Genomic DNA, 23,138 nt, shown 5'->3' with positions numbered 1-23,138 from the left:
TGCCCGGCGTTTTCGTTTGCGCAAGTGTCAGCCACGCTGGCGCTTGGGCAGCACGTCCTTGAGTTTGGCGTGCATGCTGCGCAGGGTTTTTTCGGTTGCCGCCCAGTCGATACAGGCGTCGGTCACCGAGACCCCGTATTGCAGTTCGTCGAGGTTCTTCGGAATGGCCTGGCAGCCCCAGTTCAGGTGGCTTTCGACCATCAGGCCGATGATCGACTGGTTGCCTTCGAGGATCTGGTTGGCCACGTTCTCCATCACCAGCGGTTGCAGGGCCGGGTCCTTGTTGGAGTTGGCGTGGCTGCAGTCGACCATGATGTTGGGCTTGATCTTGGCCTTGGCCAGGTCCTGTTCGCACAGGGCGACACTGACCGAGTCATAGTTGGGCTTGCCGTTGCCGCCGCGCAGCACCACGTGGCCATAGGCGTTGCCCTTGGTGGTGACGATGGACACGCCGCCTTCCTGGTTGATGCCCAGGAAACGGTGCGGCTTGGACACCGACTGCAGGGCGTTGATCGCCACGGTCAGGCCGCCGTCGGTGCCGTTCTTGAACCCGACCGCCGAGGACAGGCCCGAGGCCATCTCGCGGTGGGTCTGCGATTCGGTGGTGCGCGCGCCGATGGCCGACCAGCTGATCAAATCCTGCAGGTACTGCGGGGAGATCGGGTCGAGGGCCTCGGTGGCGGTGGGCAGGCCCTTTTCGGCCAGGTCCAGCAGCAACTGGCGGCCAATGTGCAGGCCATCCTGGATCTTGAACGAGTCATCCAGGTACGGGTCGTTGATCAGGCCTTTCCAGCCGACAGTGGTACGCGGCTTCTCGAAATACACGCGCATGACCAGGTACAGGGTATCGGAAACTTCCTCGGCCAACACCTTCAGGCGCTCGGCATACTCGTGGGCAGCCTTGATGTCGTGGATCGAGCAGGGGCCGACCACCACGAACAGGCGGTGATCCTTGCCGTCGAGAATGTTGCGCACCACTTCGCGGCCGGCAGTCACGGTCTGCAGGGCCTTGGCGCTGAGAGGGATTTCCTTCTTGAGCTGATCAGGGGTGATCAAAGTCTCGTTGGAGGCAACGTTAAGGTCATCGATCGGTAAATCAGCCATCGTGTTACTCGTCAGGTCACGGGTGCCGGCCGCCAGCAATCCCCGTGCGGCCCAGCAGCAGAATGTTCGCAGCGGGGAGGGCCGAACCTTAGCGCGTTAGCGGGGGCGCGACAATGGGCTGGGGCCCGTCGACACGGGGTTTTTGCCTGCCAGGGTCGCAGGATCGCCGGTGGGCGTGCTAAAAATCGCCAGATAACAACAACTCAGGGCAGGAGCACGGCAATGCACCCAGGCAACATTCGCATCGGCATTATCGGCAGCGGCGCCATTGGCGGCTTTTATGGGTTGATGCTGGCCCGGGCCGGCTTCGACGTGCATTTCCTGTTGCGCAGCGAATACGGTGTGGTCCGTGAGCAGGGCCTGAGCCTCGACAGTGCGCTGCATGGTCTTGTGCATCAGCGGGTGCAAGCCTATGCCAATGCCGCCGACATGCCGCCCTGCGACTGGTTGCTGGTCGGAGCCAAAACCACCAGCAATGCCGAGCTGGCGCCGCTGATCGAGCAGGCGGCCGCCCCGCAAGCGCGGGTGGTGCTGTTGCAGAACGGCCTGGGGGTCGAGGAGCAGTTGCGCCCGGCGCTGCCCGCAGACCTGCACCTGCTGGGCGGTCTGTGCTTCATCTGTGTCAACCGCGAAGGCCCTGGGATGATCCGCCACCAGGCCTTGGGCGCAGTCAACCTCGGTTATCACAGCGGCCCGGCCGCAGACGGCGGCGCTGCGCTGGTCGAGGAGGGGGCCGGGTTGTTCCGCGCCGCCGGCATCGACTCCCAGGCGATGGCCAACCTCGACCAGGCGCGTTGGCAAAAACTGGTGTGGAACGTGCCTTACAACGGCCTGTCGGTGCTGCTGCAGGCCAGCACCACGGCGTTGATGGCGGACCCTGACAGCCGTGTGCTGATCCAGGCGCTGATGGCTGAAGTGGTGGAGGCCGCCCGTGCCTGTGGCCAGCTGTTGCCGGCGGGGTATGCCGAGCACCTGTTCCGGGTCACCGAGCAGATGCCGGACTACTGGCCGAGCATGCACCACGACCATGTGCAGCAGCGTCCGTTGGAGCTGCAGGCCATTTATGCCGAGCCGCTGGCCCGGGCGCGGGCGGCCGGTTGCAGCTTGCCGCGCATGGAGGCGTTGCACCAGGCACTGGCCTTCATCGACCGGCACAACCGCCCGCGCTGACCCCGGCGCAGCCCGCGGCGCCAGTGCGCCGGACGGCAAAACGGCTGCCCCTGGCACTGCTAAGCTCAAGCTTGCTCTGCCGCTGCGGCAGTCGAGGAGGTCGAATGATCCGTTCCATGCTCTACGCCACTGACCTCGGCGTATACGCGCCTTTCGTGCTGCAACATGCCTTGGCCCTGGCGCGCAGCTTCAATGCAGAGCTGTATGTGATCCATGCCGTCGAGCCCATGGGCCAGTTCGCCGAATCCCTGCTGCAGAGCTACCTCGACGAGCAGACCCTGGACACCCTCCATGGCGAAGGCGTCAACACGGTGATGGCCAATATCGAGCAGCGGGTGCTGGAGAGTTTTCGCGACGAACTGGGCGAAGCCGCCGACTTGGCGTTGATCCGCGCGGTGCGTGTGCGCCAGGGCGATCCGGCCCAGGTGATACTCGAACAGGCCCAGCGCCTGGCAGTCGATTTGCTCATCTTCGGCAGCCACAGCGCAGGTGCCGGGGTGGATGTGCCGATTGGCCGAACCGCCGTGCGGCTGCTGCAACTGTCGACGGTGCCGGTGTATATGGTGCCGCTGGCGCAGCACCTTGGGCGTAGGAAAACGTGAATTTGGCGGTAGGTCTTTTTACGGCGATCGTAACAAAATAGTTCTAGATTTATTGCCTGAGCCACTAATATAGTTATAACTCGTCGCTGCCGGCGCGCCGGTGACCTACCGTCTTTGAGGGATTTCTATGAAGCTTCAGCAACTGCGCTACATCTGGGAAGTGGCGCACCATGACCTCAACGTTTCCGCGACGGCGCAGAGCCTGTACACCTCCCAGCCGGGGATCAGCAAGCAGATTCGCCTGCTCGAGGACGAGCTGGGTGTCGAAGTCTTCGCGCGCAGCGGCAAGCACCTGACCCGCGTCACCCCGGCCGGCGAGCGTATCATCAACACTGCTGGCGAAATCCTGCGCAAGGTCGAAAGCATCAAGCAGATCGCCCAGGAATTCTCCAACGAGAAGAAAGGCACCCTGTCGATCGCCACCACCCACACCCAGGCGCGCTACGCGTTGCCGCCGGTGATCAGCGGCTTCATCAAGCAATACCCGGAAGTCGCCCTGCACATGCACCAGGGCTCGCCGATGCAGATCGCCGAGATGGCCGCCGATGGCACGGTCGATTTCGCCATCGCCACCGAAGCGCTGGAGCTGTTCGGCGACCTGATCATGATGCCGTGCTACAAGTGGAATCGCTGCGTGGTGGTGCCCCAGGGCCATCCGCTGACCAAGCTGCCGAAGCTGACCCTCGAGGCTGTGGCCGACTACCCGATCGTGACCTACGTGTTCGGCTTCACGGGGCGTTCCAAGCTCGACGAAGCCTTCAATCACCGCGGCCTGACGCCGAAGGTGGTGTTCACTGCCGCCGACGCGGACGTGATCAAGACTTATGTGCGCCTGGGCCTGGGCGTGGGTATCGTGGCCAAGATGGCGGTCGATCCGAAACTCGACAGCGACCTGGTGTGCCTGGATGCCAGTGAGCTGTTCGAAGCCAGCATCACCAAGATCGGCTTCCGTCGCGGCACCTTCCTGCGTGGCTTCATGTGCGACTTCATCGAGAAGTTCGCCCCGCACCTGACCCGCGAGGTGATGGCCAAGGCCATCCAGTGTCATAACAAGCAGGAACTCGAAGAGTTGTTCGAGGGGGTCGAGCTGCCGGTGCATTGATCTGAAATGGCTGGGGCCGCTTTGCGGCCCTTTCGCGACACAAGGCCGCTCCTACGGGGAAACGTGATCCCCTGTAGGGGCGGCCTTGTTGTGGCGATGGGGCGCGCAGCGGCCCCAGCTATTTCAAGCCTTGCTGATCAGGTTGCCGGCGTGCAGCCCGCATTCCTTCTGGGTCGACTCTTCCCACCACCAACGCCCTTCGCGCTCGTGCTGGTTCGGCAGCACCGGGCGGGTGCACGGCTCGCAGCCAATGCTGATGAAGCCGCGCTCATGCAGGCTGTTGTAGGGCAGCTCGAGCATGCGGATATAACCCCAGACTTCCTCGCTGGTCATCTGCGCCAGCGGGTTGAACTTGTACAGGGTGCGCTGCGCAGTGGAGAAGGCACTGTCAACTTCCAGCGCCGCCACCTGGCTGCGGGTGCCGGGGCTCTGGTCGCGGCGCTGGCCGGTGGCCCAGGCACTGACGGTGGCCAGCTTGCGCCGCAGCGGCTCGATCTTGCGGATGCCGCAGCACTCGCCGTGGCCGTCCTTGTAGAAACTGAACAGGCCTTTTTCCTTGACGAAGGGGTCGAGCTTGTCGCGATCCGGGCTGAGGATCTCGATCGGCAGGTTGTACTGCTCGCGCACCTGATCGATGAAACGGTAGGTTTCAGGGTGCAGGCGCCCGGTATCGAGGCTGAACACCTTGACCTGCTTGTTAAGCTTCCAGGCCATGTCCACCAGCACCACGTCCTCGGCGCCGCTGAAGGAGATCCACAGGTCGTCGCCGAAGTGCTCGAAGGCGAGCTTGAGGATCTCCTGCGGGGACTTGCTGGCATAGGTCGCGGCCAGGGCGGCGACGTCGAAGGGTTGGCTCATCAGGCGGTTTCCATCGGGTGAGTGGCGCTGAGCGCTCGTAGTGCTCAGATGGTAACAAAAAATGGCGGGGCAGATGCCTGGCGATCGCCGGGCAAGCCCGCTGCCACGTGCTCAAAGCGCCTGCAGTGTTTCCATCAGCACCCGCACCTTGGCGATCGATTCCTCGTACTCGGCCTGCCAATCCGAATCGGCCACCACCGCGCCGCCGCCCCAGCAGCTGACCTGGCCATCCTTGACCAGCAGGCTGCGAATGGCGATCGAGCTGTCCATTTCGCCGCGCACGTCCAGGTACAGCAGCGAGCCGCAATACAGCGCCCGGCGCGTCGGTTCCAGCTCGTCGATGATCGCCATGGCGCGGATCTTCGGCGCGCCGGTGATCGAACCGCCGGGGAAGCTGCCGGCAATCAGCTCCAGGGCGTCGCGGCCTGCGCCCAGGCGACCGGTGACGCTGCTGACCAGGTGGTGGACATTGGGGTAGCTTTCCAGGCTGAACAGCTCCGGTACCTTCACCGAACCGATCTCGCAGGTACGGCCGATGTCGTTGCGCAGCAGGTCGACGATCATCAGGTTTTCCGCGCGGTCCTTGGGGCTTGCCAGCAGCTCGGCGGCGTTGCGGGCGTCCTCGGCCGGGTCGGCGGCTCGTGGGCGGGTGCCCTTGATCGGGCGGGTCTCGACCTCGCCCTGGCTGACGCGGATGAAGCGTTCCGGGGAAAAACTCAGTATGGCGCTGCCGTCCTCCAGTTGCTGGTAGCCGGAGAACGGTGTCGGGCAGGCCGCGCGCAAGGCCTGGTAGGCGCGCCAGGGGTCACCCTGGCAGGGAGCGCGCAAGCGTTGGGTCAGGTTGATCTGGTAGCAGTCACCGGCCTGGATGTAGCGCTGCACCTGGTCGAACGCGCTGCGGTACTGGGCGGCGGACAGGTCGCCGGCCATCGCTGCCAGCAGCCGGAAATCGCCGGGCTCGGTGGCGCTGTCGGTTTCGAACAGCTCGACCAGGCGCTGGCGCTCGGTCGGCGCCAGGCGTGGGTGGAACACCAGTTGGCTGGTGCGCAGCTGGTGATCGGACACCAGGGCCCAGGCGTACAGGCCGAGGTGGGCGTCGGGCAGGCCCAGGTCATCGACGGCCAGGGTCGGCAGTTGTTCGAGACGGCGGCCGAAATCGTAGCTCAGGTAGCCGATCAAGCCGCCAGCGAAGGGCAGTTCCACGCCTGCCGGCAGTTGCGCCTGGCCCAGCTCGGCCAGGGCCTGGCGCAGGCGTTGCAGGTAGGCTCGACCATCCTCTGCCGCCTTTGCCTGTAACTGCTGCAATGGCCAGGCGCTGAGCAGGTCATAGCGACCGCGCTCGGCACGGGGGCGGGCGCTGTCGAGCAGGATCGCGCCGGGCGCCGCGCGCATGCGTGCGAAATAGATGGCAGGGTCGGGCTGGTAGGGCAGGGGGTGGAGCGTACAGGTCGGCATCAGAATGGACGGCGATGAACAAGCGAGGAGGGCGATTGTAGACCTGTGTAGGAAATGCGCCTAGCGCTGGCAACGACATTCGCCATCCGGATCTGCGCAATCCCCCTGTAGGAGCGGCCTTGTGTCGCGATAGGGCTGCAAGGCAGCCCCGGCGATCTTTGCATCAACGCTGAAATCCTGGGGCCGCATTGCGGCCCTTTCGCGACACAAGGCCGCTCCTACAGGGATTGCACAGGGCCTGGGCTACAGCGGATTGACGTGCCCGAACAGGCCTTGCGAGACCTTCACCCGTTGCTCGGCATCCTCGCTGCGGCCTTCCTTTGCCAGCGCTTCGATGTGCGCCTCGATGGCGTGGGTGCGCTGGGTCAGGCCGCAGTCGTTGGCGATCTGGATGTTCAGGCCCGGACGGGCGTTGAGCTCGAGGATCAACGGCCCCTTGTCCTGGTCCAGGACCATGTCCACGCCGATGTAGCCCAGGCCGCACAGCTCGTAGCAGCTGGCGGCGAGCTTCATGAAGCCGTCCCAGTTCGGCAGCTGCACGCCGTCCACCGCGTTGGTGGTGTCCGGGTGCTTGCTGATGATCTTGTTCAGCCAGGTGCCGCGCAGGGTCAGGCCGGTGGCCAGGTCCACGCCCACGCCGATGGCGCCCTGGTGCAGGTTGGCCTTGCCGCCGGACTGGCGGGTTGGCAGGCGCAGCATGGCCATCACTGGGTAGCCCATCAGCACGATGATGCGGATGTCCGGCACGCCTTCGTAGCTGATGCTCTTGAAGATCTGGTCCGGGGTGACCCGGTACTCGATCAGCGCGCGGTCGCGGTGCCCGCCCAGCGAGTACAGGCCGGTGAGGATGCTGGAGATCTGGTGCTCGATCTCCTCATGGCTGATGATCTTGCCCGAGACCGTGCGGTAGCGGTCCTCGAAGCGGTCGGCGATGACCAGGATGCCATCGCCGCCGGCGCCCTGGGCCGGCTTGATGACGAAGTCGTTGCGCCCGCCGATGATCTGGTCGAGCTTCTCGATCTGCTTCTCGGTCTCGATGATGCCGTACATCTCCGGCACATGGATGCCGGCCGCCAGGGCGCGCTCCTTGGTGATGATCTTGTCGTCGACGATCGGGTACAAATGGCGCTTGTTGTACTTCAGGACGTAGTCCGCGTTGCGCCGGTTGATACCCATGATGCCCCGGGCTTCCAGGGCCTTCCAGGTCTTGATCAGTCCGAACATCAGGCGTCAGCCTTCACGAAAGCCTTGAAACGAACGAGCTCGGTCAGGCGGTAGCCGCGGTAGCGACCCATCGCCAGCATGAAGCCCACCAGGATCAGCAGTACCGCCGGGAAGGTGAAGACGAAATACACCGCCTCGGGCACGGTCATCAGCAGGTGCGCGATGGACGCGGCGAACAGGGTACCGATGGCCACCTTCATGGCATGGCCGCCGCCACGCTCTTCCCAGGTGATCGACAGGCGTTCGATGGTCATGGTCAGGATCACCATCGGGAACAGCGCCACCGACAGGCCGCGTTCCAGGCCCAGCTTGTGGCTGAACAGGCTGATGGCGGCGATCAGCACCACGACGAAGGTCAGCACCACCGACAGGCGCGGCAGCATCTGCAGCTTGAGGTGTTCCAGGTACGAGCGCAGCGACAGGCCCAGCGCGGTGATCACCGTGAACAGGATGATGCCGAAGCCCAGTTGCGTCTCGCGGAAGGCCAGGGCGATCAGCACCGGGGTGAAGGTGCCCAGGGTCTGGATGCCGATCAGGTTGCGCAGCACCAGGATCACCAGCACGCCGATCGGGATCATCACCATGATCATGAAGGTCTGCTGGGTCTGCAGCGGCAGGCCGTACAGCGAGTACTCGAGGAAGTCGGCGTCGGTGTTCTCGTCGGTCAGCTTGGCCAGGCGGATGGCGTTCATCTCGCTGTTGTTCATGCTGAAGGTGACGGTGGCCTTCTTGCCGCCATCGACGCTGATCAGGTTGTCGTCACCGGTCCACCACAGCAGGCGGTCGCTGGGCAGGCCCTGCTCGCCGGTCTCCGGGTTGAAGTACAGCCAGTCGTTGCCGTTGAAGCTGCGCAGCCACAGCTCGGGGTTTTGCGGAGTGTCGGCGACCAGGCGGATGGTGTGGACCTTTTCCATCGGCACGTGGGCGATGGACAGCAGCAGGTCGATGACCTGGGCTTTCTTCATCGGCGAGTTGTCGCCGGCCAGCAACAGCTTGGCGTTGTCGTCGTTGGCGTTGTTGACCCGCTTGATGGTTTCGCTGACGAAGGTCTCGACGTCGGCCGAATGCTGGCGGATCGGCGCCATCAGCGCCTCGGCGGCGATTTTCTCCGGGCCTTCGACGGCCAGGCTGTCGCGGAAGGTCGGGCCCTTGATCTTGGCCTTTTCGCTGCTGTAGCGCTTGGTCAGTACCAGGCGGTAGTAGAGGGTCTGGTTGCCGCTGGCGCGGCGGGCCGACCAGGTGACCTTGCGGTTGCCGTCGGCGCGGTTGACGCTGACCCCGTAGTTGTTGGAGATGAAGCTCTCGTTGAGGCTGACGTAGTCACGGTTCAGCGGCGGCACGAACATCTGCACCTTGACCGGGTCCTTGGCGCTGGCGACGAATTCGACCTTGGCGTCGATGTTCCACAGGTCGTCGGTTTCGTCCTCGGTCACCGGGATGCCGAGGAAGAAGATCTGATAGGCCGTGACCGCGATGCCCAGCAGCACCAGGACGGTGATCAGGACTTTCAGGTGGAGGGTAAGAGAGCGCATCGGAATTACTCTGCTTTGGGAGCTTCGGTGGCACAGGCAGGTTTGCCGGCCGCGTATTTAAGGCTTGGGTCGACCAGCGCACCGAAGTGCTTGAGAGCCTCGGAACCGATCAGCAGCGGGAACTGGAAGGCGCTGCGGTCGGTGAGGTTGACCTCGATGGTGCGTTGCGTCTGGCCCATGCAGATCTCGAGTTCGATCACCGGACGAGCAGTGTAGGCCTTGCCGGATTCGGCGTCATAGTCCCCGGCGCGGCGCTTGATCTTGCTGACACGGGCCAGGGGGCGTTCGATGGGGTGCTGGTGCGCGGCGTCGATGGCCAGGTAGAAACGCACCCAGCTCTCGCCATTGCGCTTGAAGCGCTTGATGTCGCGGGCGCTGAGCGAGGCGGTCTTGGCGCCGGTGTCGAGCTTGGCCGCCACTTCCAGGTCCAGGCCGCCGAGGCGGGCGTATTCGTTCAGGCCGTAAACGGTCTTGTCTGCCGCGGGCGCGAGCGCCGGCAGCAGGGTCAGGCAGAGCAGCAATGAAGCGGGTATGAGTCTCATAATCCTGGCGCGGTGCTGTGCGGGGGGTCAGGGCAAGGCGACTGGCCAAGCGTCCTCGAAAGGTCTGTCGACACCATGAAGTGATGACAGACACAGTGTCCATGCTCCCGAAGGAGCGCGGCATTCTATCACGCCGGTGCCTTGACGCCAGCGCGCCCGCGATCAGACCGCGTGGGGGCGGGTGAAGTTCGTTATTAGACGATTGTCGACAATGTTCTTTTTGTCTTTGACTGTTCGCCTCTATTTGGCTAGTTTTGCCGTCATTGACTTTTAAGGTGTCGACAATAATGCTGGACACAGCCCAGGCCACGTTGCTCCCCCAGGACGAGACCGAGACCCTCTCGGAGCACGTCTTCCGCTGCATCCAGGCCGCCATCGTCAAGGGTGAGATCGCGCCGGGCAGCAAGATCTCCGAGCCGGAGCTGGCGCGCACCTACGGCATCAGCCGCGGCCCGTTGCGCGAGGCGATCCACCGCCTCGAAGGCCAGCGCCTGCTGGTGCGGGTACCCCATGTGGGCGCGCGGGTGGTATCGCTGAGCCATGCCGAGCTGATCGAACTGTACGAGATTCGTGAATCGCTGGAAGGCATGGCCTGTCGCTTGGCCGCCGAGCGCATGAGCCAGGCCGCCATCGACGAGCTGCGCCATGTGCTCGACACCCACGAGCGCGACGCCGCGTTCCAGGCCGGCCAGGGCTACTACCAGCAGGAAGGCGACTACGACTTCCACTACCGGATCATCCAGGGCAGCGGCAACCAGACCCTGTACAAGATGCTCTGCGGCGAGCTGTACCAGCTGGTGCGCATGTATCGCATCCAGTTTTCCACCACGCCCAACCGTCCGCGCCAGGCCTTTGCCGAACATCACCGCATCCTCGACGCCATCGAGGCCCGCGACGGCGAACTCGCAGAACTCCTGATGCGCCGCCACATCGGCGCGTCCAAGCGCAATATCGAGCGCCACTACCAGGGCGCCGACAACAATAGCCCACGAGGTGAGTCATGACAGTCAAGAGCACCCCCGGCCAGCGTTTCCGTGACGCGGTTGCCGCCGAACACCCGCTGCAGGTGGTCGGGACCATCAACGCCAACCACGCCCTGCTGGCCAAGCGCGCCGGCTTCAAGGCCATCTACCTGTCCGGCGGCGGTGTCGCCGCCGGCTCCCTGGGCCTGCCGGACCTGGGCATCAGCGGTCTGGACGACGTGCTCACCGACGTGCGCCGGATCACCGACGTGTGCGATCTGCCGCTGCTGGTGGATGTCGACACCGGGTTTGGCGCCTCGGCGTTCAACGTCGCGCGCACCGTGCGTTCGATGAGCAAGTTCGGCGCCGCGGCCATTCACATCGAAGACCAGGTCGGCGCCAAGCGCTGCGGCCACCGGCCGAACAAGGAGATCGTCTCGCAGCAGGAGATGGTCGACCGCATCAAGGCCGCGGTGGACGCCCGCAGCGACGACAGCTTCGTGATCATGGCGCGCACCGACGCCCTGGCGGTCGAGGGCCTGAATGCCGCGCTGGACCGCGCCGCCGCCTGCATCGAGGCCGGCGCCGACATGATCTTCCCCGAGGCGATCACCGAGTTGCACATGTACAAGACCTTCGCCGACCGGGTTAAGGCGCCGATCCTGGCCAATATCACCGAGTTCGGCGCCACGCCGCTGTACACCACCGAGGAACTGGCTTCGGTCGACGTGTCCCTGGTGCTCTACCCGCTGTCGGCCTTCCGCGCCATGAACAAGGCCGCCGAGAACGTCTACACCGCGCTGCGCCGTGACGGCACCCAGAAGAACGTGATCGATACCATGCAGACCCGCATGGAACTCTACGACGCCATCGGCTACCACGCCTTCGAGCAGAGCCTGGATGCGCTGTTCGCCCAGAAAAAGGGCTGATTCAAGCGCACATCGCCCTTGGGCGCCGGCTTGCCGGCGAACAGGCCCGGCACCCGATTAGCCAGAAAAGACTTCGATAACAAATTCAAGAAAGGAGAAACACCATGGCCGAAGCAAAAGTACTCAGTGGCGCAGGCCTGCGTGGCCAGGTGGCCGGCCAGACCGCGCTGTCGACCGTCGGCCAAGCCGGTGCCGGCCTGACCTACCGCGGCTACGACGTGCGCGACCTGGCCGCAGGCGCCGAGTTCGAGGAAGTCGCCTACCTGCTGCTGTACGGCGAGCTGCCGAGCAAGGCCGAGCTTGCCGACTACAAGCGCAAGCTCAAGGGCCTGCGCGATTTGCCCCAGGCACTCAAGGAAGTGCTCGAGCGCATCCCGCGCGACGCCCACCCGATGGATGTGATGCGCACCGGTTGCTCGCTGCTCGGCACCCTGGAGCCGGAGCTGACTTTCGAGCAGCAGCGCGACAAGACCGACCGCCTGCTGGCGCTGTTCCCGGCGGTGATGTGCTACTGGTACCGCTTCAGCCATCACGGTGTACGCATCGATTGCAGCAGCGACGAAGAAACGATTGGCGGCCACTTCCTGCACCTGCTGCATGGCAAGAAACCCAGCGCGCTGCACGTCAAGGTGATGAACGTCTCGCTGATCCTCTACGCCGAACACGAGTTCAACGCCTCGACCTTCACCGCCCGGGTCTGTGCCTCGACGCTGTCCGACCTGTACTCCTGCATCACCGCCGCCATCGGCTCGCTGCGCGGCCCGTTGCATGGCGGGGCCAACGAGGCAGCCATGGAGCTGATCGAACGCTTCCAGAGCCCGCAGGAAGCCACCGCCGAGCTGCTGCGCATGCTCGAGCGCAAGGACAAGATCATGGGCTTTGGCCATGCGATCTACAAAGAGTCCGACCCGCGCAACGAGGTGATCAAGGGCTGGTCGAAGCAGTTGGCCGACGAGGTCGGCGACAAGGTGTTGTACCCGGTGTCCGAAGCCATCGACAAGACCATGTGGGAGCAGAAGCGCCTGTTCCCCAATGCCGACTTCTACCATGCCTCGGCGTACCACTTCATGGGTATCCCGACCAAGCTGTTCACCCCGATCTTCGTCTGCTCGCGCCTGACCGGCTGGGCCGCGCACGTGTTCGAGCAGCGCGCCAACAACCGCATCATCCGCCCGAGCGCCGAGTACACCGGCGTCGAGCAGCGCCAGTTCGTGCCGATCGAGCAGCGCTGAGTCATAGATCGCTGGGGCTGCTGCGCAGCCCTTTTGCGACACAAGGCCGCTCCCACCGGTGCGGCGCAGTCCCTGTAGCAGCGGCCTTGTGTCGCGAAAGGGGCGCGTAGCGCCCCCCCAAGGCCAGACCTGCCTTCTGAACACCGTGACCGAGCCCGATAACGATATGAACACCGCATTCCGCAAGCCCCTGCCAGGCACCGCCCTGGACTACTTCGACGCCCGTGCCGCGGTCGAGGCGATCAAGCCCGGCGCCTATGACGGCCTGCCGTACACCTCCCGGGTGCTGGCCGAAAACCTGGTGCGCCGCTGCGCCCCGGCCACCCTCAACGCCTCGCTCGAGCAGTTGATCGAGCGCAAGCGCGACCTCGACTTCCCCTGGTTCCCCGCCCGTGTGGTGTGCCACGACATCCTCGGCCAGACCGCGCTGGTCGACCTGGCCGGCCTGCGCGACGCCATCGCCGACAAGGGCGGCGATCCGGCCCAGGTCAACCCAGTGGTGCCGGTGCAACTGATCGTCGACCACTCGCTGGCCGTCGAATGCGGCGGCTTTGACCCGCAGGCGTTCGAGAAGAACCGCGCCATCGAGGATCGGCGCAACGAAGACCGTTTCCACTTCATCAACTGGACCAAGCAGGCGTTCAAGAACGTCGACGTGATCCAGCCGGGCAACGGCATCATGCACCAGATCAACCTGGAGAAGATGTCGCCGGTGATCCATAGCGACCGCGGCGTGGCCTACCCCGACACCTGCGTCGGCACCGACAGCCATACCCCCCATGTCGATGCCCTGGGCGTGATCGCCATCGGCGTCGGTGGCCTGGAGGCCGAGAACGTCATGCTCGGCCGCGCTTCGTGGATGCGCCTGCCGGAAATCGTCGGCGTCGAGCTGACCGGGCGCCTGGCGCCGAACATCACCGCCACCGACCTGGTGCTGGCCCTGACCGAATACCTGCGCAAGCAGAAAGTGGTTGGCGCCTACCTCGAGTTCCATGGCGCCGGCGCCAGCGCGCTGACCCTGGGCGACCGCGCCACCATCTCCAACATGGCGCCGGAATACGGCGCCACCGCGGCGATGTTCGCCATCGACCAGCAGACCCTCGACTACCTCAAGCTCACGGGCCGCGACGAACAGCAGGTGCAGCTGGTCGAGACCTACGCCAAGACCGCCGGCCTGTGGGCCGACAGCCTGGCCAAGGCCGAGTACGAGCGCACCCTGAGCTTCGACCTGGCCTGCGTGGTGCGCAACATGGCCGGCCCGTCCAACCCGCATGCCCGGGTGGCCACCAGCGAGCTGGCGGCCAAGGGTATCGCCGGTGCCTGGGAACAAGTGCCGGGGCAGATGCCGGACGGCGCGGTGATCATTGCCGCCATCACCAGCTGCACCAACACCAGCAACCCCCGCAACGTCATCGCCGCCGGCCTGATCGCGCGCAACGCCAACAGGCTCGGCCTGGTACGCAAACCCTGGGTCAAGTCGTCGCTGGCGCCGGGCTCCAAGGCCGTGCAGCTGTACCTGAAGGAAGCTGGGCTGGAGCAGGAGCTGGAGCAGTTGGGCTTTGGTATCGTGGCCTTCGCCTGCACCACCTGCAACGGTATGTCCGGTGCGCTGGACCCGGTGATCCAGCAGGAGATCATCGACCGCGACCTGTACGCCACCGCGGTGCTGTCGGGCAACCGCAACTTCGACGGGCGCATCCACCCCTACGCCAAGCAGGCCTTCCTCGCTTCGCCGCCACTGGTGGTGGCCTACGCCATCGCCGGCACCATCCGCTTCGACATCGAGAAGGATGTGCTGGGCGTGGTCGACGGCAAGCAGATTCGCCTCAAGGACATCTGGCCCAGCGACGAGGAAATCGACGCGGTGGTGCGCGCCGCGGTCAAGCCCGAGCAGTTCCGCCAGGTGTACATCCCGATGTTCGCCATCGAGGAGGATCGCGGGCCCAAGGTTGCGCCGTTGTACGACTGGCGGCCGATGAGCACCTACATCCGCCGTCCGCCGTACTGGGAAGGTGCCCTGGCCGGCGAGCGCACCCTGCGCGGCATGCGCCCGCTGGCGGTATTGCCGGACAACATCACCACCGATCATCTGTCACCCTCCAATGCGATCATGCTCGACAGCGCTGCGGGTGAGTACCTGGCGAAGATGGGCCTGCCCGAGGAGGACTTCAACTCCTACGCCACCCACCGTGGCGACCACCTCACCGCCCAGCGCGCCACCTTCGCCAACCCCAAGCTGTTCAACGAGATGGTGCGCAAGGACGATGGCAGCGTGCGGCAGGGTTCGCTGGCACGCATCGAGCCGGAAGGCAAGGTGACGCGCATGTGGGAGGCGATCGAAACCTACATGCAGCGCAAGCAGCCGCTGATCATCGTCGCCGGTGCCGACTACGGCCAGGGTTCGTCCCGCGACTGGGCGGCCAAGGGCGTGCGCCTGGCCGGGGTCGAGGCCATCGTCGCCGAGGGCTTCGAGCGCATCCACCGCACCAACCTGGTGGGCATGGGCGTGCTGCCGCTGGAGTTCAAGCCGGGCACCGACCGCAAGACCCTGGGCCTGGACGGCAGCGAGACCTACGACGTGCTCGGCGAGCGCACGCCGCGCGCGACCCTGACCCTGGTGGTCACGCGGCGCAGTGGCGAGCGCGTCGAGGTGCCGGTGACCTGCCGCCTGGATACCGCCGAGGAGGTATCTATCTACGAGGCCGGCGGGGTATTGCAGCGCTTTGCCCAGGACTTCCTCGAAGCGACCGGCTGAGCATGTAGCGGGGGCCGCTTGGCGGCCCTTTCGCGACACAAGGCCGCTCCTACAGGCGACCGCGACCTCCTGTAGGAGTGGCCTTGTGTCGCGAAAGGGCTGCAAAGCAGCCCCAGGGATTTTCGCCGAAACGAAAAGATCAGGAAAAACTGCAATGGCCCACGTACCCCAAGTAAAAATCCCCGCCACCTATATTCGTGGCGGCACCAGCAAAGGCGTGTTCTTCCGCCTGCAAGACCTGCCCGAGCGCGCCCAGGTCCCGGGCCCGGCCCGTGACGCCCTGCTGCTGCGGGTGATCGGCAGCCCCGACCCATACGCCAAGCAGATCGACGGCATGGGCGGCGCGACGTCCAGCACCAGCAAGACGGTGATCCTGTCAAAGAGCATCAAGGCCGACCACGACGTCGACTACCTGTTCGGCCAGGTGTCGATCGACACCGCCTTCGTCGACTGGAGCGGCAACTGCGGCAACCTCTCGGCCGCGGTCGGTTCGTTCGCCATCGCCAGCGGCCTGGTCGAGGCCGCGCGGGTTCCGCGCAACGGCATCGCCACCGTGCGCATCTGGCAGGCCAATATCGGCAAGACCATCATCGCCCATGTGCCGATCACCGACGGTGAGGTGCAGGAAACCGGCGACTTCGAACTCGACGGCGTGACCTTCCCGGCCGCCGAGGTGCAGCTGGAGTTCCTCGACCCGGCGGCCGACGAGGACGGCGCCGGCGGGGCGATGTTCCCCACCGGCAACCTGGTCGACGACCTCGAGGTGCCCGGTGTCGGCACGTTCAAGGCGACCCTGATCAACGCCGGCATCCCGACCATCTTCGTCAATGCCGCGGATATCGGCTATACCGGTACCGAGCTGCAAGACGCCATCAACGGCGATACCGCGGCACTGCAGCGTTTCGAGACCCTGCGCGCCCATGGCGCGGTACGCATGGGCCTGATCGAGCATATCGACCAGGCCGCCGGGCGCCAGCACACGCCGAAAGTGGCGTTCGTCGCGGCGCCGACCGGCTATACCTGCTCCAGTGGCAAGGTTGTCGCCGCCGAGGACGTCGACCTGCTGGTGCGCGCGCTGTCGATGGGCAAGTTGCACCACGCGATGATGGGTACCGCGGCGGTCGCCATCGGCACCGCCGCGGCGATCCCGGGCACGTTGGTTAACCTCGCTGCCGGTGGCGGTGAACGCAGTGCCGTGCGTTTCGGGCATCCGTCCGGGACCTTGCGGGTGGGGGCGCAGGCGCGTCAGGTGGACGGGCAGTGGAGCGTGACCAAAGCAATCATGAGCCGCAGCGCGCGGGTGCTGATGGAAGGCTGGGTGCGCATACCTGGCGATAGTTTCTAAGGCATCATCAGCGTTCGGCTTTCGTTGGTTGGGGCCGCTTTGCGACCCTTTCGCGAGACAAGGATTGCGTTCCCCCTGTAGGAGCGGCCTTGTGTCGCGAAAGGGCTGCAGCGCAGCCCCGGCACTCTTGAAGGGAGCTGTATATGAGCGCAAACGCAGACCTCAACACCCGGCCCGACTACGACCAGGTCCTGCAGACCATCGCCGACTACGTGCTCGGCTATCGCGTCGAATCCGCCGAAGCCCTGGGCACCGCTCGCCACTGCCTGATGGACACCCTCGGCTGCGGCCTGCTGGCCCTGCGCTTCCCCGAATGCACCAAGCATCTCGGCCCGCTGGTCGAGGGCACCGTCGTCCCTCATGGCGCCCGCGTGCCCGGCACCAGCTATCGCCTGGACCCGGTCAAGGCGGCCTGGGACATCGGCTGCATCGTCCGCTGGCTGGACTACAACGACACCTGGCTCGCCGCTGAGTGGGGGCACCCCTCGGATAACCTCGGTGGCATCCTCGCTGTCGCCGATCATCTTTCGCAAAAGCGCGTGGCCAACGGCGAGGCGCCGCTGCTCATGCGCGAAGTGCTCGATGCCATGGTCATGGCCCACGAAATCCAGGGCGTGCTGGCGCTGGAGAACGCGTTCAACCGGGTTGGCCTGGACCATGTGCTGCTGGTCAAGGTCGCTTCCACGGCAGTCTGCTCGCGGTTGATGGGCGCCAGCCGCGAGCAACTGCTGTCGGCGCTGTCCCACGCCTTCGTCGATGGCCAGGCCCTGCGCACCTACCGCCATGCGCCCAACGCCGGTTCGCGCAAGTCATGGGCGGCGGGGGATGCTGCCAGCCGCGGCGTGCGCCTGGCCGATATCGCGATGCGCGGCGAGATGGGGGTGCCTGGGGTGCTCAGCGCGCCGCAGTGGGGCTTTTATGATGTATCGTTCAGCCACACCAACCAGGACCTGGCGCTCAAGCCCGAAGGCCAGCGCCAACTACGCCTGGCGCAACCGTTCGGCAGCTATGTCATGCAGAACGTGCTGTTCAAGATCAGCTTCCCCGCCGAATTCCACGCCCAGACCGCCTGCGAGGCAGCGGTGATCCTGCACCCGCAGGTGCGCAATCGCCTGCACGAAATCGACCGTATCGTCATCACCACCCATGAGTCGGCGATCCGCATCATCTCCAAGGAAGGGCCGCTGGCCAACGCCGCCGACCGCGACCATTGCCTGCAGTACATGACCGCCGTGCCGTTGATCTTCGGCGACCTGGTGGCCGAGCACTACGAGGATGCCTTCCATGCCGCGCACCCGAGCATCGACCGCTTGCGCGAGCGGATGGTGGTCGTCGAGGCGCCGCGCTTCAGCCGCGAATACCTGGAGGCCGACAAGCGTTCCATCGCCAATGGCGTGCAGGTGTTCTTCAAGGATGGCAGCCATACGCCACAGGTGGTGGTGGAGTACCCACTTGGGCACCGGCGCCGGCGGGAGGAGGGTATGCCGTTGCTCGAGGCGAAGTTCCGCGAGAACCTGGCGACGCGGTTCGCGCGGCAGCGCTGCGAGGAAATCCTGGCTGTGTGCAAGGACCAGGCTGTGCTTGAGGCCATGCCGGTGCACAGGTTTGTCGATCTGTTCGTGATCTGAAAAGCTTCGCCGGCAAGCCGGCTCCTGCAGGTGGGTGTAGGCGCCGGCTTGCCGGCGAACAGGGCCGAACGAAAAAGCCCCGGTATTGCTACCGGGGCTTTGTTTTACAGCGTACTGCTCAGCTTACGCCTGGACCACCGGGATCTTGGCGTTGGCTGCCGCTTCGCGGAACTCGGCGATCTGGTCGAAGCTCAGGTAGCGGTAGACGTCGGCAGCCATGCTGTCGATGTCCTTGGCGTACTGCATGTACTCCTCGACGGTCGGCAGCTTGCCGATGATCGAGGCGACAGCGGCCAGCTCGGCCGAGGCCAGGTACACGTTGGTGGCGTCGCCCAGGCGGTTCGGGAAGTTACGGGTCGAGGTGGAGACCACGGTCGAACCGGTCTGCACGCGTGCCTGGTTACCCATGCACAGCGAGCAGCCTGGCATTTCCATGCGCGCGCCGGCCTTGCCGTAGATGCCGTAGTAGCCTTCCTCGGTCAGCTGGTGGGCGTCCATCTTGGTTGGCGGGGCCAGCCACAGACGGGTCGGAATGCCACCCTTGACCTTGTCCAGCAGCTTGCCGGCAGCGCGGAAGTGACCGATGTTGGTCATGCACGAACCGATGAACACTTCGTCGATCTTCTCGCCCTGTACCGAAGACAGCAGGCGGGCATCGTCCGGGTCGTTCGGCGCGCAGAGCACAGGCTCCTTGACGTCGGCCAGGTCGATTTCGATGATTTCGGCGTACTCGGCGTCTGCGTCGGCCGACAGCAGCTCAGGCTTGGCCAGCCAGGCTTCCATGGCCTGGGCGCGGCGCTCCAGGGTGCGGGCATCGCCGTAGCCTTCGCCGATCATCCAGCGCAGCAGGGTGATGTTGGACTGCAGGTACTCGGCGATGGCCTTCTCTGGCAGCTTGATGGTGCAACCGGCGGCAGAGCGTTCGGCCGATGCGTCGGACAGCTCGAAGGCCTGTTCGACGGTCAGGTCGTTGAGGCCTTCGATTTCCAGGATGCGGCCGGAGAAGGCGTTCTTCTTGCCTTTCTTCTCGACGGTCAGCAGGCCCTTCTGGATGGCGTAGTAAGGGATGGCATGCACCAGGTCACGCAGGGTGATGCCAGGCTGCAGCTTGCCCTTGAAGCGCACCAGGATCGACTCCGGCATGTCCAGCGGCATGACGCCGGTGGCGGCGGCGAAGGCCACCAGGCCGGAACCTGCCGGGAACGAGATGCCGATCGGGAAGCGGGTGTGCGAGTCGCCACCGGTACCGACGGTGTCCGGCATCAGCATGCGGTTCAGCCAGCTGTGGATGATGCCGTCGCCTGGGCGCAGCGACACGCCGCCACGGGTGCGGATGAAGTCTGGCAGGGTGTGGTGGGTGGTGACGTCGATCGGCTTCGGATAGGCCGCGGTGTGGCAGAACGACTGCATCACCAGGTCGGCGGAGAAGCCCAGGCAAGCCAGGTCTTTCAGCTCGTCGCGGGTCATCGGGCCGGTGGTGTCCTGGGAGCCGACGGTGGTCATCTTCGGTTCACAGTAGGCACCTGGGCGCACGCCCTGGCCTTCTGGCAGGCCACAGGCACGGCCGACCATCTTCTGCGCCAGGGTGAAGCCCTTGGTCGAAGCGGCAGGCTGCTCGGGTTTCTTGAACAGGTCCGATGGGGCCAGGCCCAGTTCGGCGCGGGCTTTCTCGGTCAGGCCGCGGCCGACGATCAGCGGGATACGGCCGCCAGCACGGACTTCATCGAGCAGCACTTCGGTTTTCAGTTCGAAGCGGGTGACCAGCTCTTCACTGCCGTTGCGGCGCACTTCGCCCTTGAACGGGTAGACATCGATGACGTCGCCCATGGCCAGGTTGGTGCAGTCGAATTCGATCGGCAGGGCGCCGGCGTCTTCCATGGTGTTGTAGAAGATCGGGGCGATCTTGGTGCCGAAGCAGAAGCCACCGGCGCGCTTGTTCGGCACGTACGGGATGTCGTCGCCGAAGAACCACAGCACCGAGTTGGTGGCCGATTTACGCGAGGAACCGGTGCCGACCACGTCACCGACGTAGGCGACCGGGTGGCCCTTGGCCTTGACCGCTTCGATCTGGGCCAGCGGGCCGACCGAACCTGGTTGCGAAGGCTCGATGCCGTCACGGGCCATCTTCAGCATCGCCAGGGCGTGCAGCGGGATGTCAGGGCGCGACCAGGCGTCCGGGGCAGGGGACAGGTCGTCGGTGTTGGTTTCGCCAGGCACCTTGAACACGGTCAGGGTGTACTTGTCGGCGATCGCCGGACGGCTGGTGAACCACTCGCCGGCAGCCCAGGATTCCAGTACGGCCTTGGCGTGGGCATTGCCAGCCTTGGCTTTTTCGGCCACGTCATGGAAGGCATCGAACATCAGCAGGGTGTGCTTGAGCTGTTCGGCCGCGACGGCGCCCAGTTCGGCGTCATCCAGCAGCGCGACCAGCGTTTCGATGTTGTAGCCGCCCTGCATGGTGCCGAGCAGCTCGGTGGCGTGCTTGCGCTCGATCAGCGGCGACTTGGCTTCGCCCTTGGCAATGGCGGACAGGAACGCAGCCTTGACGTAGGCGGCTTCGTCCACCCCTGGCGGTACGCGGTTGGTGATCAGGTCTACGAGGAAGGCTTCTTCGCCGGCCGGCGGGTTTTTCAGCAGCTCGACCAGGCCTGCAGTTTGTTCGGCGTTCAGCGGCTGGGGCACGATACCCAGAGCGGCACGCTCTTCGATGTGTTTGCGGTAGGCTTCAAGCACAGTTATTACCCTCATCAGTGGTCCCTAAAGGGAGTCCGGGACGCTCATCCAGCATTCCATGCACCCATGCGCAGCGACGACTTTTTGAGTCGCCCAGCCAGGGTCGCAGAGAATCCTTACAGAAGCTGCTTTCAAAGTTTTACGCCTGCAGAACGGGAGCTGATGAGGGCTGGCGCGGGCATGCGAGGGGTGCATGGCCCGGGCCAACGCCGTTCTGCCGGATCAACTGTGCTCGTGACGCTTTGAAAACAGCTTCCAACGGACATGGTTGCCTTGAAAAGGCGGTGTGATTCTACGGCAAAAAAAAGCCGAAGGTAAGGCGCCGATCATGACTTTAACGGGTGACCCTGGTTAGACAAAGGGCTAACATGATCCGATGTTCCCCCGCCAAGCCGTTGTTTTTCCATGTCCAACCAGTCCATCAAGACCCCTTGCGTCGGCCTCTGCTCCACGGTGTACGGAGACCTGGTGTGCCGTGGCTGCAAGCGCTTCCACCACGAAGTGATCCACTGGAACGGTTACGACGATGAACACAAGCGCGCGGTCTGGCTGCGCCTGGAGCAACTGCTGGTGCAGGTGATGATGGCCAAGCTGGAAGTGTTCGACAAAAGCCTGTTGCGCCAGCAGTTGGAGCAGCGCTCGATCCGCTTCGTCGCACACCAGTCCGAGTATTGCTGGGCCTACCAGTTGATCGCCCGCGGGGCGCGGATGATCCGCGATCTGGAGGCCTACGGGATGGCGCTGCTGCCGGAGTTTCGCGACTGGGAGCTGCCGCAGTTGCGCGATGCCATTGATCGTGAGTTCTTCCTGCTGTCCGAGGCGCATTACCAGCGCTATATCGCCCCGCGCTTTCTCGTCGATGTGTCGCACGAGTAGCCGTTCCATCTGAAAACCACCTTCGCGCCATGGCAAGGTCCCCTGATATTCATTCAAGGGGTTTGCGATGCCGCTCTTTTACCGTTATAGCGCCAGTGGTTCTTTCCTTGCCAGGATGTGGTGGCAAGAGGATGAGACCACGGTCGAGTCAGGACACTGGGACGAAAAGGCGCCGGGGATTCTCCCGATCTGGGTGCGCTTCGACGGCCACGATGGGCAGGATACCTACATGCGCGCCGAGCCCCTCGCCGTGCAAGGAAACAAGGGCGTCTTGTTCGACCTTTTCTGGTTTGGTCTTTACGAGGGGCGTGGGTTTGGCGGCGGTTACTACTACCAGATAAGGCCTGCGGCGAGACGTGTCGATGCGCCGCCGAGGATCATGAACTATGCCATGGATGCCGATTATGCCGGCTACATGGCGATGTACGTCAGTGCATCCGAGGCGGGCAAACGCACGATTATCGCGGCCAGTGATTTGTGGCGTCTTGAGGGGCTAACCCCGACGCGCTTGAAAACTGAGAATATGCGTCACAATTTGAAGCTTACGAATTTTGACGGTTCACCAGTCGGGCGCTACAAGCAGTTCGGGGTGCCCTATTTAAACAGTAAGGGCGGGCGGGCCGGGCGCGTGACATTGCAAGTCGTGACGTATCCCTTCCCATGACCAGCGCCCTGCATCAGGCGCACTCAGTTGCCCGTGTACTCACAACCGCTGGTGCAGGTTTCGTGGATACGCACTTTGGACAGCTCCGGCAACAGCGGCTTGACCTGGTCCCAGATCCACTTGGCGATCACTTCGCTGGTGGGGTTTTCCAGGCCGGGAATATCGTTCAGGTAGTTGTGGTCCAACTGCTCGTAGATGGGCTTGAAGATCGCCTTGATCTCGGAGAAGTCGCGAATCCAACCGGTGTGCGGGTCGAGCGGGCCGGTCAGGTGCAGGGCGACCTTGAACGAGTGGCCATGCAGGCGGCCGCACTTGTGGCCGGCCGGGACGTGGGGCAGGCGGTGGGCGGACTCGAATGTAAATTCCTTGAAGATTTCCACGCTGTCTTAACTCTGTGTGAATCGATAATACGCGCAGTCTACCAG

Annotated in this window: 19 protein-coding genes; 11 read left to right on the top strand and 8 right to left on the bottom strand. The window is 64.5% G+C overall.

The genetic code is table 11. The annotated features are described in order from the left end of the window. Positions 1–27: 27 nt before the first annotated feature. A complete protein-coding gene (locus NJG22_RS10060) occupies positions 28–1,104 on the bottom strand; it encodes a 3-deoxy-7-phosphoheptulonate synthase (protein WP_011533136.1) in 1,077 nt (358 codons plus the stop codon). Between the two features lie 222 nt (positions 1,105–1,326). Between NJG22_RS10060 and NJG22_RS10055 the strand changes: the two genes are divergently transcribed. The 3 genes from NJG22_RS10055 (at position 1,327) to cysB (ending at position 3,978) form a co-directional block, all read left to right on the top strand. After that, the gene (locus NJG22_RS10055; RefSeq protein WP_253094220.1) at positions 1,327–2,274 is read left to right on the top strand and encodes a putative 2-dehydropantoate 2-reductase; all 948 of its coding nucleotides are present in this window, start codon (positions 1,327–1,329) and stop codon (positions 2,272–2,274) included. Between the two features lie 104 nt (positions 2,275–2,378). Continuing rightward, a complete protein-coding gene (locus NJG22_RS10050; RefSeq protein WP_217848498.1) occupies positions 2,379–2,876 on the top strand; it encodes a universal stress protein in 498 nt (165 codons plus the stop codon). Positions 2,877–3,003: 127 nt separating this feature from the next. Beyond that, positions 3,004–3,978 carry an HTH-type transcriptional regulator CysB gene (gene cysB / locus NJG22_RS10045; protein ID WP_253094219.1) on the top strand — a complete coding sequence of 325 codons (975 nt, stop codon included), beginning with the start codon at positions 3,004–3,006 and terminating at the stop codon, positions 3,976–3,978. Positions 3,979–4,101: 123 nt separating this feature from the next. Here cysB and NJG22_RS10040 read toward each other — a convergent pair whose 3' ends face one another. The 5 genes from NJG22_RS10040 to NJG22_RS10020 form a co-directional block, all read right to left on the bottom strand. Beyond that, a complete protein-coding gene (locus tag NJG22_RS10040) occupies positions 4,102–4,836 on the bottom strand; it encodes a phosphoadenylyl-sulfate reductase (protein ID WP_253094218.1) in 735 nt (244 codons plus the stop codon). A gap of 111 nt (positions 4,837–4,947) precedes the next feature. Continuing rightward, positions 4,948–6,291 (bottom strand): aminodeoxychorismate synthase component I, encoded by a 1,344-nt coding sequence (pabB, locus tag NJG22_RS10035; RefSeq protein WP_253094217.1) that lies wholly within the window; start codon positions 6,289–6,291, stop codon positions 4,948–4,950. 243 nt (positions 6,292–6,534) lie between these two features. Next, entirely contained in the window at positions 6,535–7,515 is a 981-nt protein-coding gene (locus NJG22_RS10030) for an alpha-L-glutamate ligase-like protein (protein ID WP_217848495.1), read from the bottom strand. Continuing rightward, positions 7,515–9,047, bottom strand: a complete 1,533-nt coding sequence (locus NJG22_RS10025) for an inactive transglutaminase family protein (RefSeq protein WP_217848493.1) — start codon at positions 9,045–9,047, stop codon at positions 7,515–7,517. Before NJG22_RS10025 ends, NJG22_RS10030 begins: the two co-directional genes overlap by 1 nt. A gap of 5 nt (positions 9,048–9,052) precedes the next feature. Further along, positions 9,053–9,589 carry an ATP-dependent zinc protease gene (locus NJG22_RS10020; protein WP_134690189.1) on the bottom strand — a complete coding sequence of 179 codons (537 nt, stop codon included), beginning with the start codon at positions 9,587–9,589 and terminating at the stop codon, positions 9,053–9,055. A 287-nt stretch (positions 9,590–9,876) separates the two neighbouring features. Between NJG22_RS10020 and NJG22_RS10015 the strand changes: the two genes are divergently transcribed. The 6 genes from NJG22_RS10015 to prpD all read left to right on the top strand — a co-directional run bounded on the left by NJG22_RS10015 (position 9,877) and on the right by prpD (position 18,440). Further along, positions 9,877–10,593 carry a GntR family transcriptional regulator gene (locus NJG22_RS10015; RefSeq protein WP_217848491.1) on the top strand — a complete coding sequence of 239 codons (717 nt, stop codon included), beginning with the start codon at positions 9,877–9,879 and terminating at the stop codon, positions 10,591–10,593. Next, a complete protein-coding gene (gene prpB / locus NJG22_RS10010; protein WP_253094215.1) occupies positions 10,590–11,480 on the top strand; it encodes a methylisocitrate lyase in 891 nt (296 codons plus the stop codon). Before NJG22_RS10015 ends, prpB begins: the two co-directional genes overlap by 4 nt. A 104-nt stretch (positions 11,481–11,584) precedes the next feature. Then, positions 11,585–12,712, top strand: coding sequence for a 2-methylcitrate synthase (prpC, locus tag NJG22_RS10005; RefSeq protein ID WP_253094213.1), 1,128 nt, complete (start codon positions 11,585–11,587; stop codon positions 12,710–12,712). 166 nt (positions 12,713–12,878) lie between these two features. Further along, complete coding sequence (gene acnD, locus NJG22_RS10000) at positions 12,879–15,467, top strand: Fe/S-dependent 2-methylisocitrate dehydratase AcnD (RefSeq protein ID WP_253094212.1); 2,589 nt, start codon at positions 12,879–12,881, stop codon at positions 15,465–15,467. A gap of 154 nt (positions 15,468–15,621) precedes the next feature. Then, a complete protein-coding gene (prpF, locus tag NJG22_RS09995) occupies positions 15,622–16,812 on the top strand; it encodes a 2-methylaconitate cis-trans isomerase PrpF (RefSeq protein ID WP_253094211.1) in 1,191 nt (396 codons plus the stop codon). 143 nt (positions 16,813–16,955) lie between these two features. Continuing rightward, positions 16,956–18,440, top strand: coding sequence for a 2-methylcitrate dehydratase (gene prpD / locus NJG22_RS09990; protein ID WP_253094210.1), 1,485 nt, complete (start codon positions 16,956–16,958; stop codon positions 18,438–18,440). 123 nt (positions 18,441–18,563) lie between these two features. Here prpD and acnB read toward each other — a convergent pair whose 3' ends face one another. After that, the gene (gene acnB / locus NJG22_RS09985; protein WP_253094446.1) at positions 18,564–21,173 is read right to left on the bottom strand and encodes a bifunctional aconitate hydratase 2/2-methylisocitrate dehydratase; all 2,610 of its coding nucleotides are present in this window, start codon (positions 21,171–21,173) and stop codon (positions 18,564–18,566) included. 405 nt (positions 21,174–21,578) lie between these two features. On the opposite strand from acnB, the gene NJG22_RS09980 reads away from it, so the two are divergent. Both NJG22_RS09980 and NJG22_RS09975 read left to right on the top strand, forming a co-directional pair. Then, on the top strand, positions 21,579–22,049 hold the full coding sequence (locus tag NJG22_RS09980; RefSeq protein ID WP_253094204.1) for a DUF1289 domain-containing protein: 471 nt from the start codon (positions 21,579–21,581) through the stop codon (positions 22,047–22,049). Between the two features lie 67 nt (positions 22,050–22,116). Beyond that, positions 22,117–22,713, top strand: a complete 597-nt coding sequence (locus NJG22_RS09975) for a hypothetical protein (protein ID WP_253094202.1) — start codon at positions 22,117–22,119, stop codon at positions 22,711–22,713. 23 nt (positions 22,714–22,736) lie between these two features. On the opposite strand, the gene queD is transcribed toward NJG22_RS09975, so the two are convergent. Then, a complete protein-coding gene (queD, locus tag NJG22_RS09970) occupies positions 22,737–23,093 on the bottom strand; it encodes a 6-carboxytetrahydropterin synthase QueD (protein WP_253094200.1) in 357 nt (118 codons plus the stop codon). Positions 23,094–23,138 lie beyond the last annotated feature (45 nt).

Origin of the sequence: Pseudomonas sp. VA159-2, assembly GCF_024126635.1 — a bacterium.
GTDB lineage: Bacteria > Pseudomonadota > Gammaproteobacteria > Pseudomonadales > Pseudomonadaceae > Aquipseudomonas > Aquipseudomonas muyukensis.
The sequence above is the reverse complement of the archived record's forward strand: the minus strand, read 5'-3'. Positions and strand labels throughout refer to the sequence as shown.

Bases quoted from the DNA above. Each gene is read 5' to 3' on its own strand.
- NJG22_RS10060 (WP_011533136.1), bottom strand. From the start codon at position 1,104: ATGGCTGATTTACCGATCGATGACCTTAACGTTGCCTCCAACGAGACT.
- NJG22_RS10055 (WP_253094220.1), top strand. From the start codon at position 1,327: ATGCACCCAGGCAACATTCGCATCGGCATTATCGGCAGCGGCGCCATT.
- NJG22_RS10050 (WP_217848498.1), top strand. From the start codon at position 2,379: ATGATCCGTTCCATGCTCTACGCCACTGACCTCGGCGTATACGCGCCT.
- cysB (WP_253094219.1), top strand. From the start codon at position 3,004: ATGAAGCTTCAGCAACTGCGCTACATCTGGGAAGTGGCGCACCATGAC.
- NJG22_RS10040 (WP_253094218.1), bottom strand. From the start codon at position 4,836: ATGAGCCAACCCTTCGACGTCGCCGCCCTGGCCGCGACCTATGCCAGC.
- pabB (WP_253094217.1), bottom strand. From the start codon at position 6,291: ATGCCGACCTGTACGCTCCACCCCCTGCCCTACCAGCCCGACCCTGCC.
- NJG22_RS10030 (WP_217848495.1), bottom strand. From the start codon at position 7,515: ATGTTCGGACTGATCAAGACCTGGAAGGCCCTGGAAGCCCGGGGCATC.
- NJG22_RS10025 (WP_217848493.1), bottom strand. From the start codon at position 9,047: ATGCGCTCTCTTACCCTCCACCTGAAAGTCCTGATCACCGTCCTGGTG.
- NJG22_RS10020 (WP_134690189.1), bottom strand. From the start codon at position 9,589: ATGAGACTCATACCCGCTTCATTGCTGCTCTGCCTGACCCTGCTGCCG.
- NJG22_RS10015 (WP_217848491.1), top strand. From the start codon at position 9,877: ATGCTGGACACAGCCCAGGCCACGTTGCTCCCCCAGGACGAGACCGAG.
- prpB (WP_253094215.1), top strand. From the start codon at position 10,590: ATGACAGTCAAGAGCACCCCCGGCCAGCGTTTCCGTGACGCGGTTGCC.
- prpC (WP_253094213.1), top strand. From the start codon at position 11,585: ATGGCCGAAGCAAAAGTACTCAGTGGCGCAGGCCTGCGTGGCCAGGTG.
- acnD (WP_253094212.1), top strand. From the start codon at position 12,879: ATGAACACCGCATTCCGCAAGCCCCTGCCAGGCACCGCCCTGGACTAC.
- prpF (WP_253094211.1), top strand. From the start codon at position 15,622: ATGGCCCACGTACCCCAAGTAAAAATCCCCGCCACCTATATTCGTGGC.
- prpD (WP_253094210.1), top strand. From the start codon at position 16,956: ATGAGCGCAAACGCAGACCTCAACACCCGGCCCGACTACGACCAGGTC.
- NJG22_RS09980 (WP_253094204.1), top strand. From the start codon at position 21,579: ATGTCCAACCAGTCCATCAAGACCCCTTGCGTCGGCCTCTGCTCCACG.
- NJG22_RS09975 (WP_253094202.1), top strand. From the start codon at position 22,117: ATGCCGCTCTTTTACCGTTATAGCGCCAGTGGTTCTTTCCTTGCCAGG.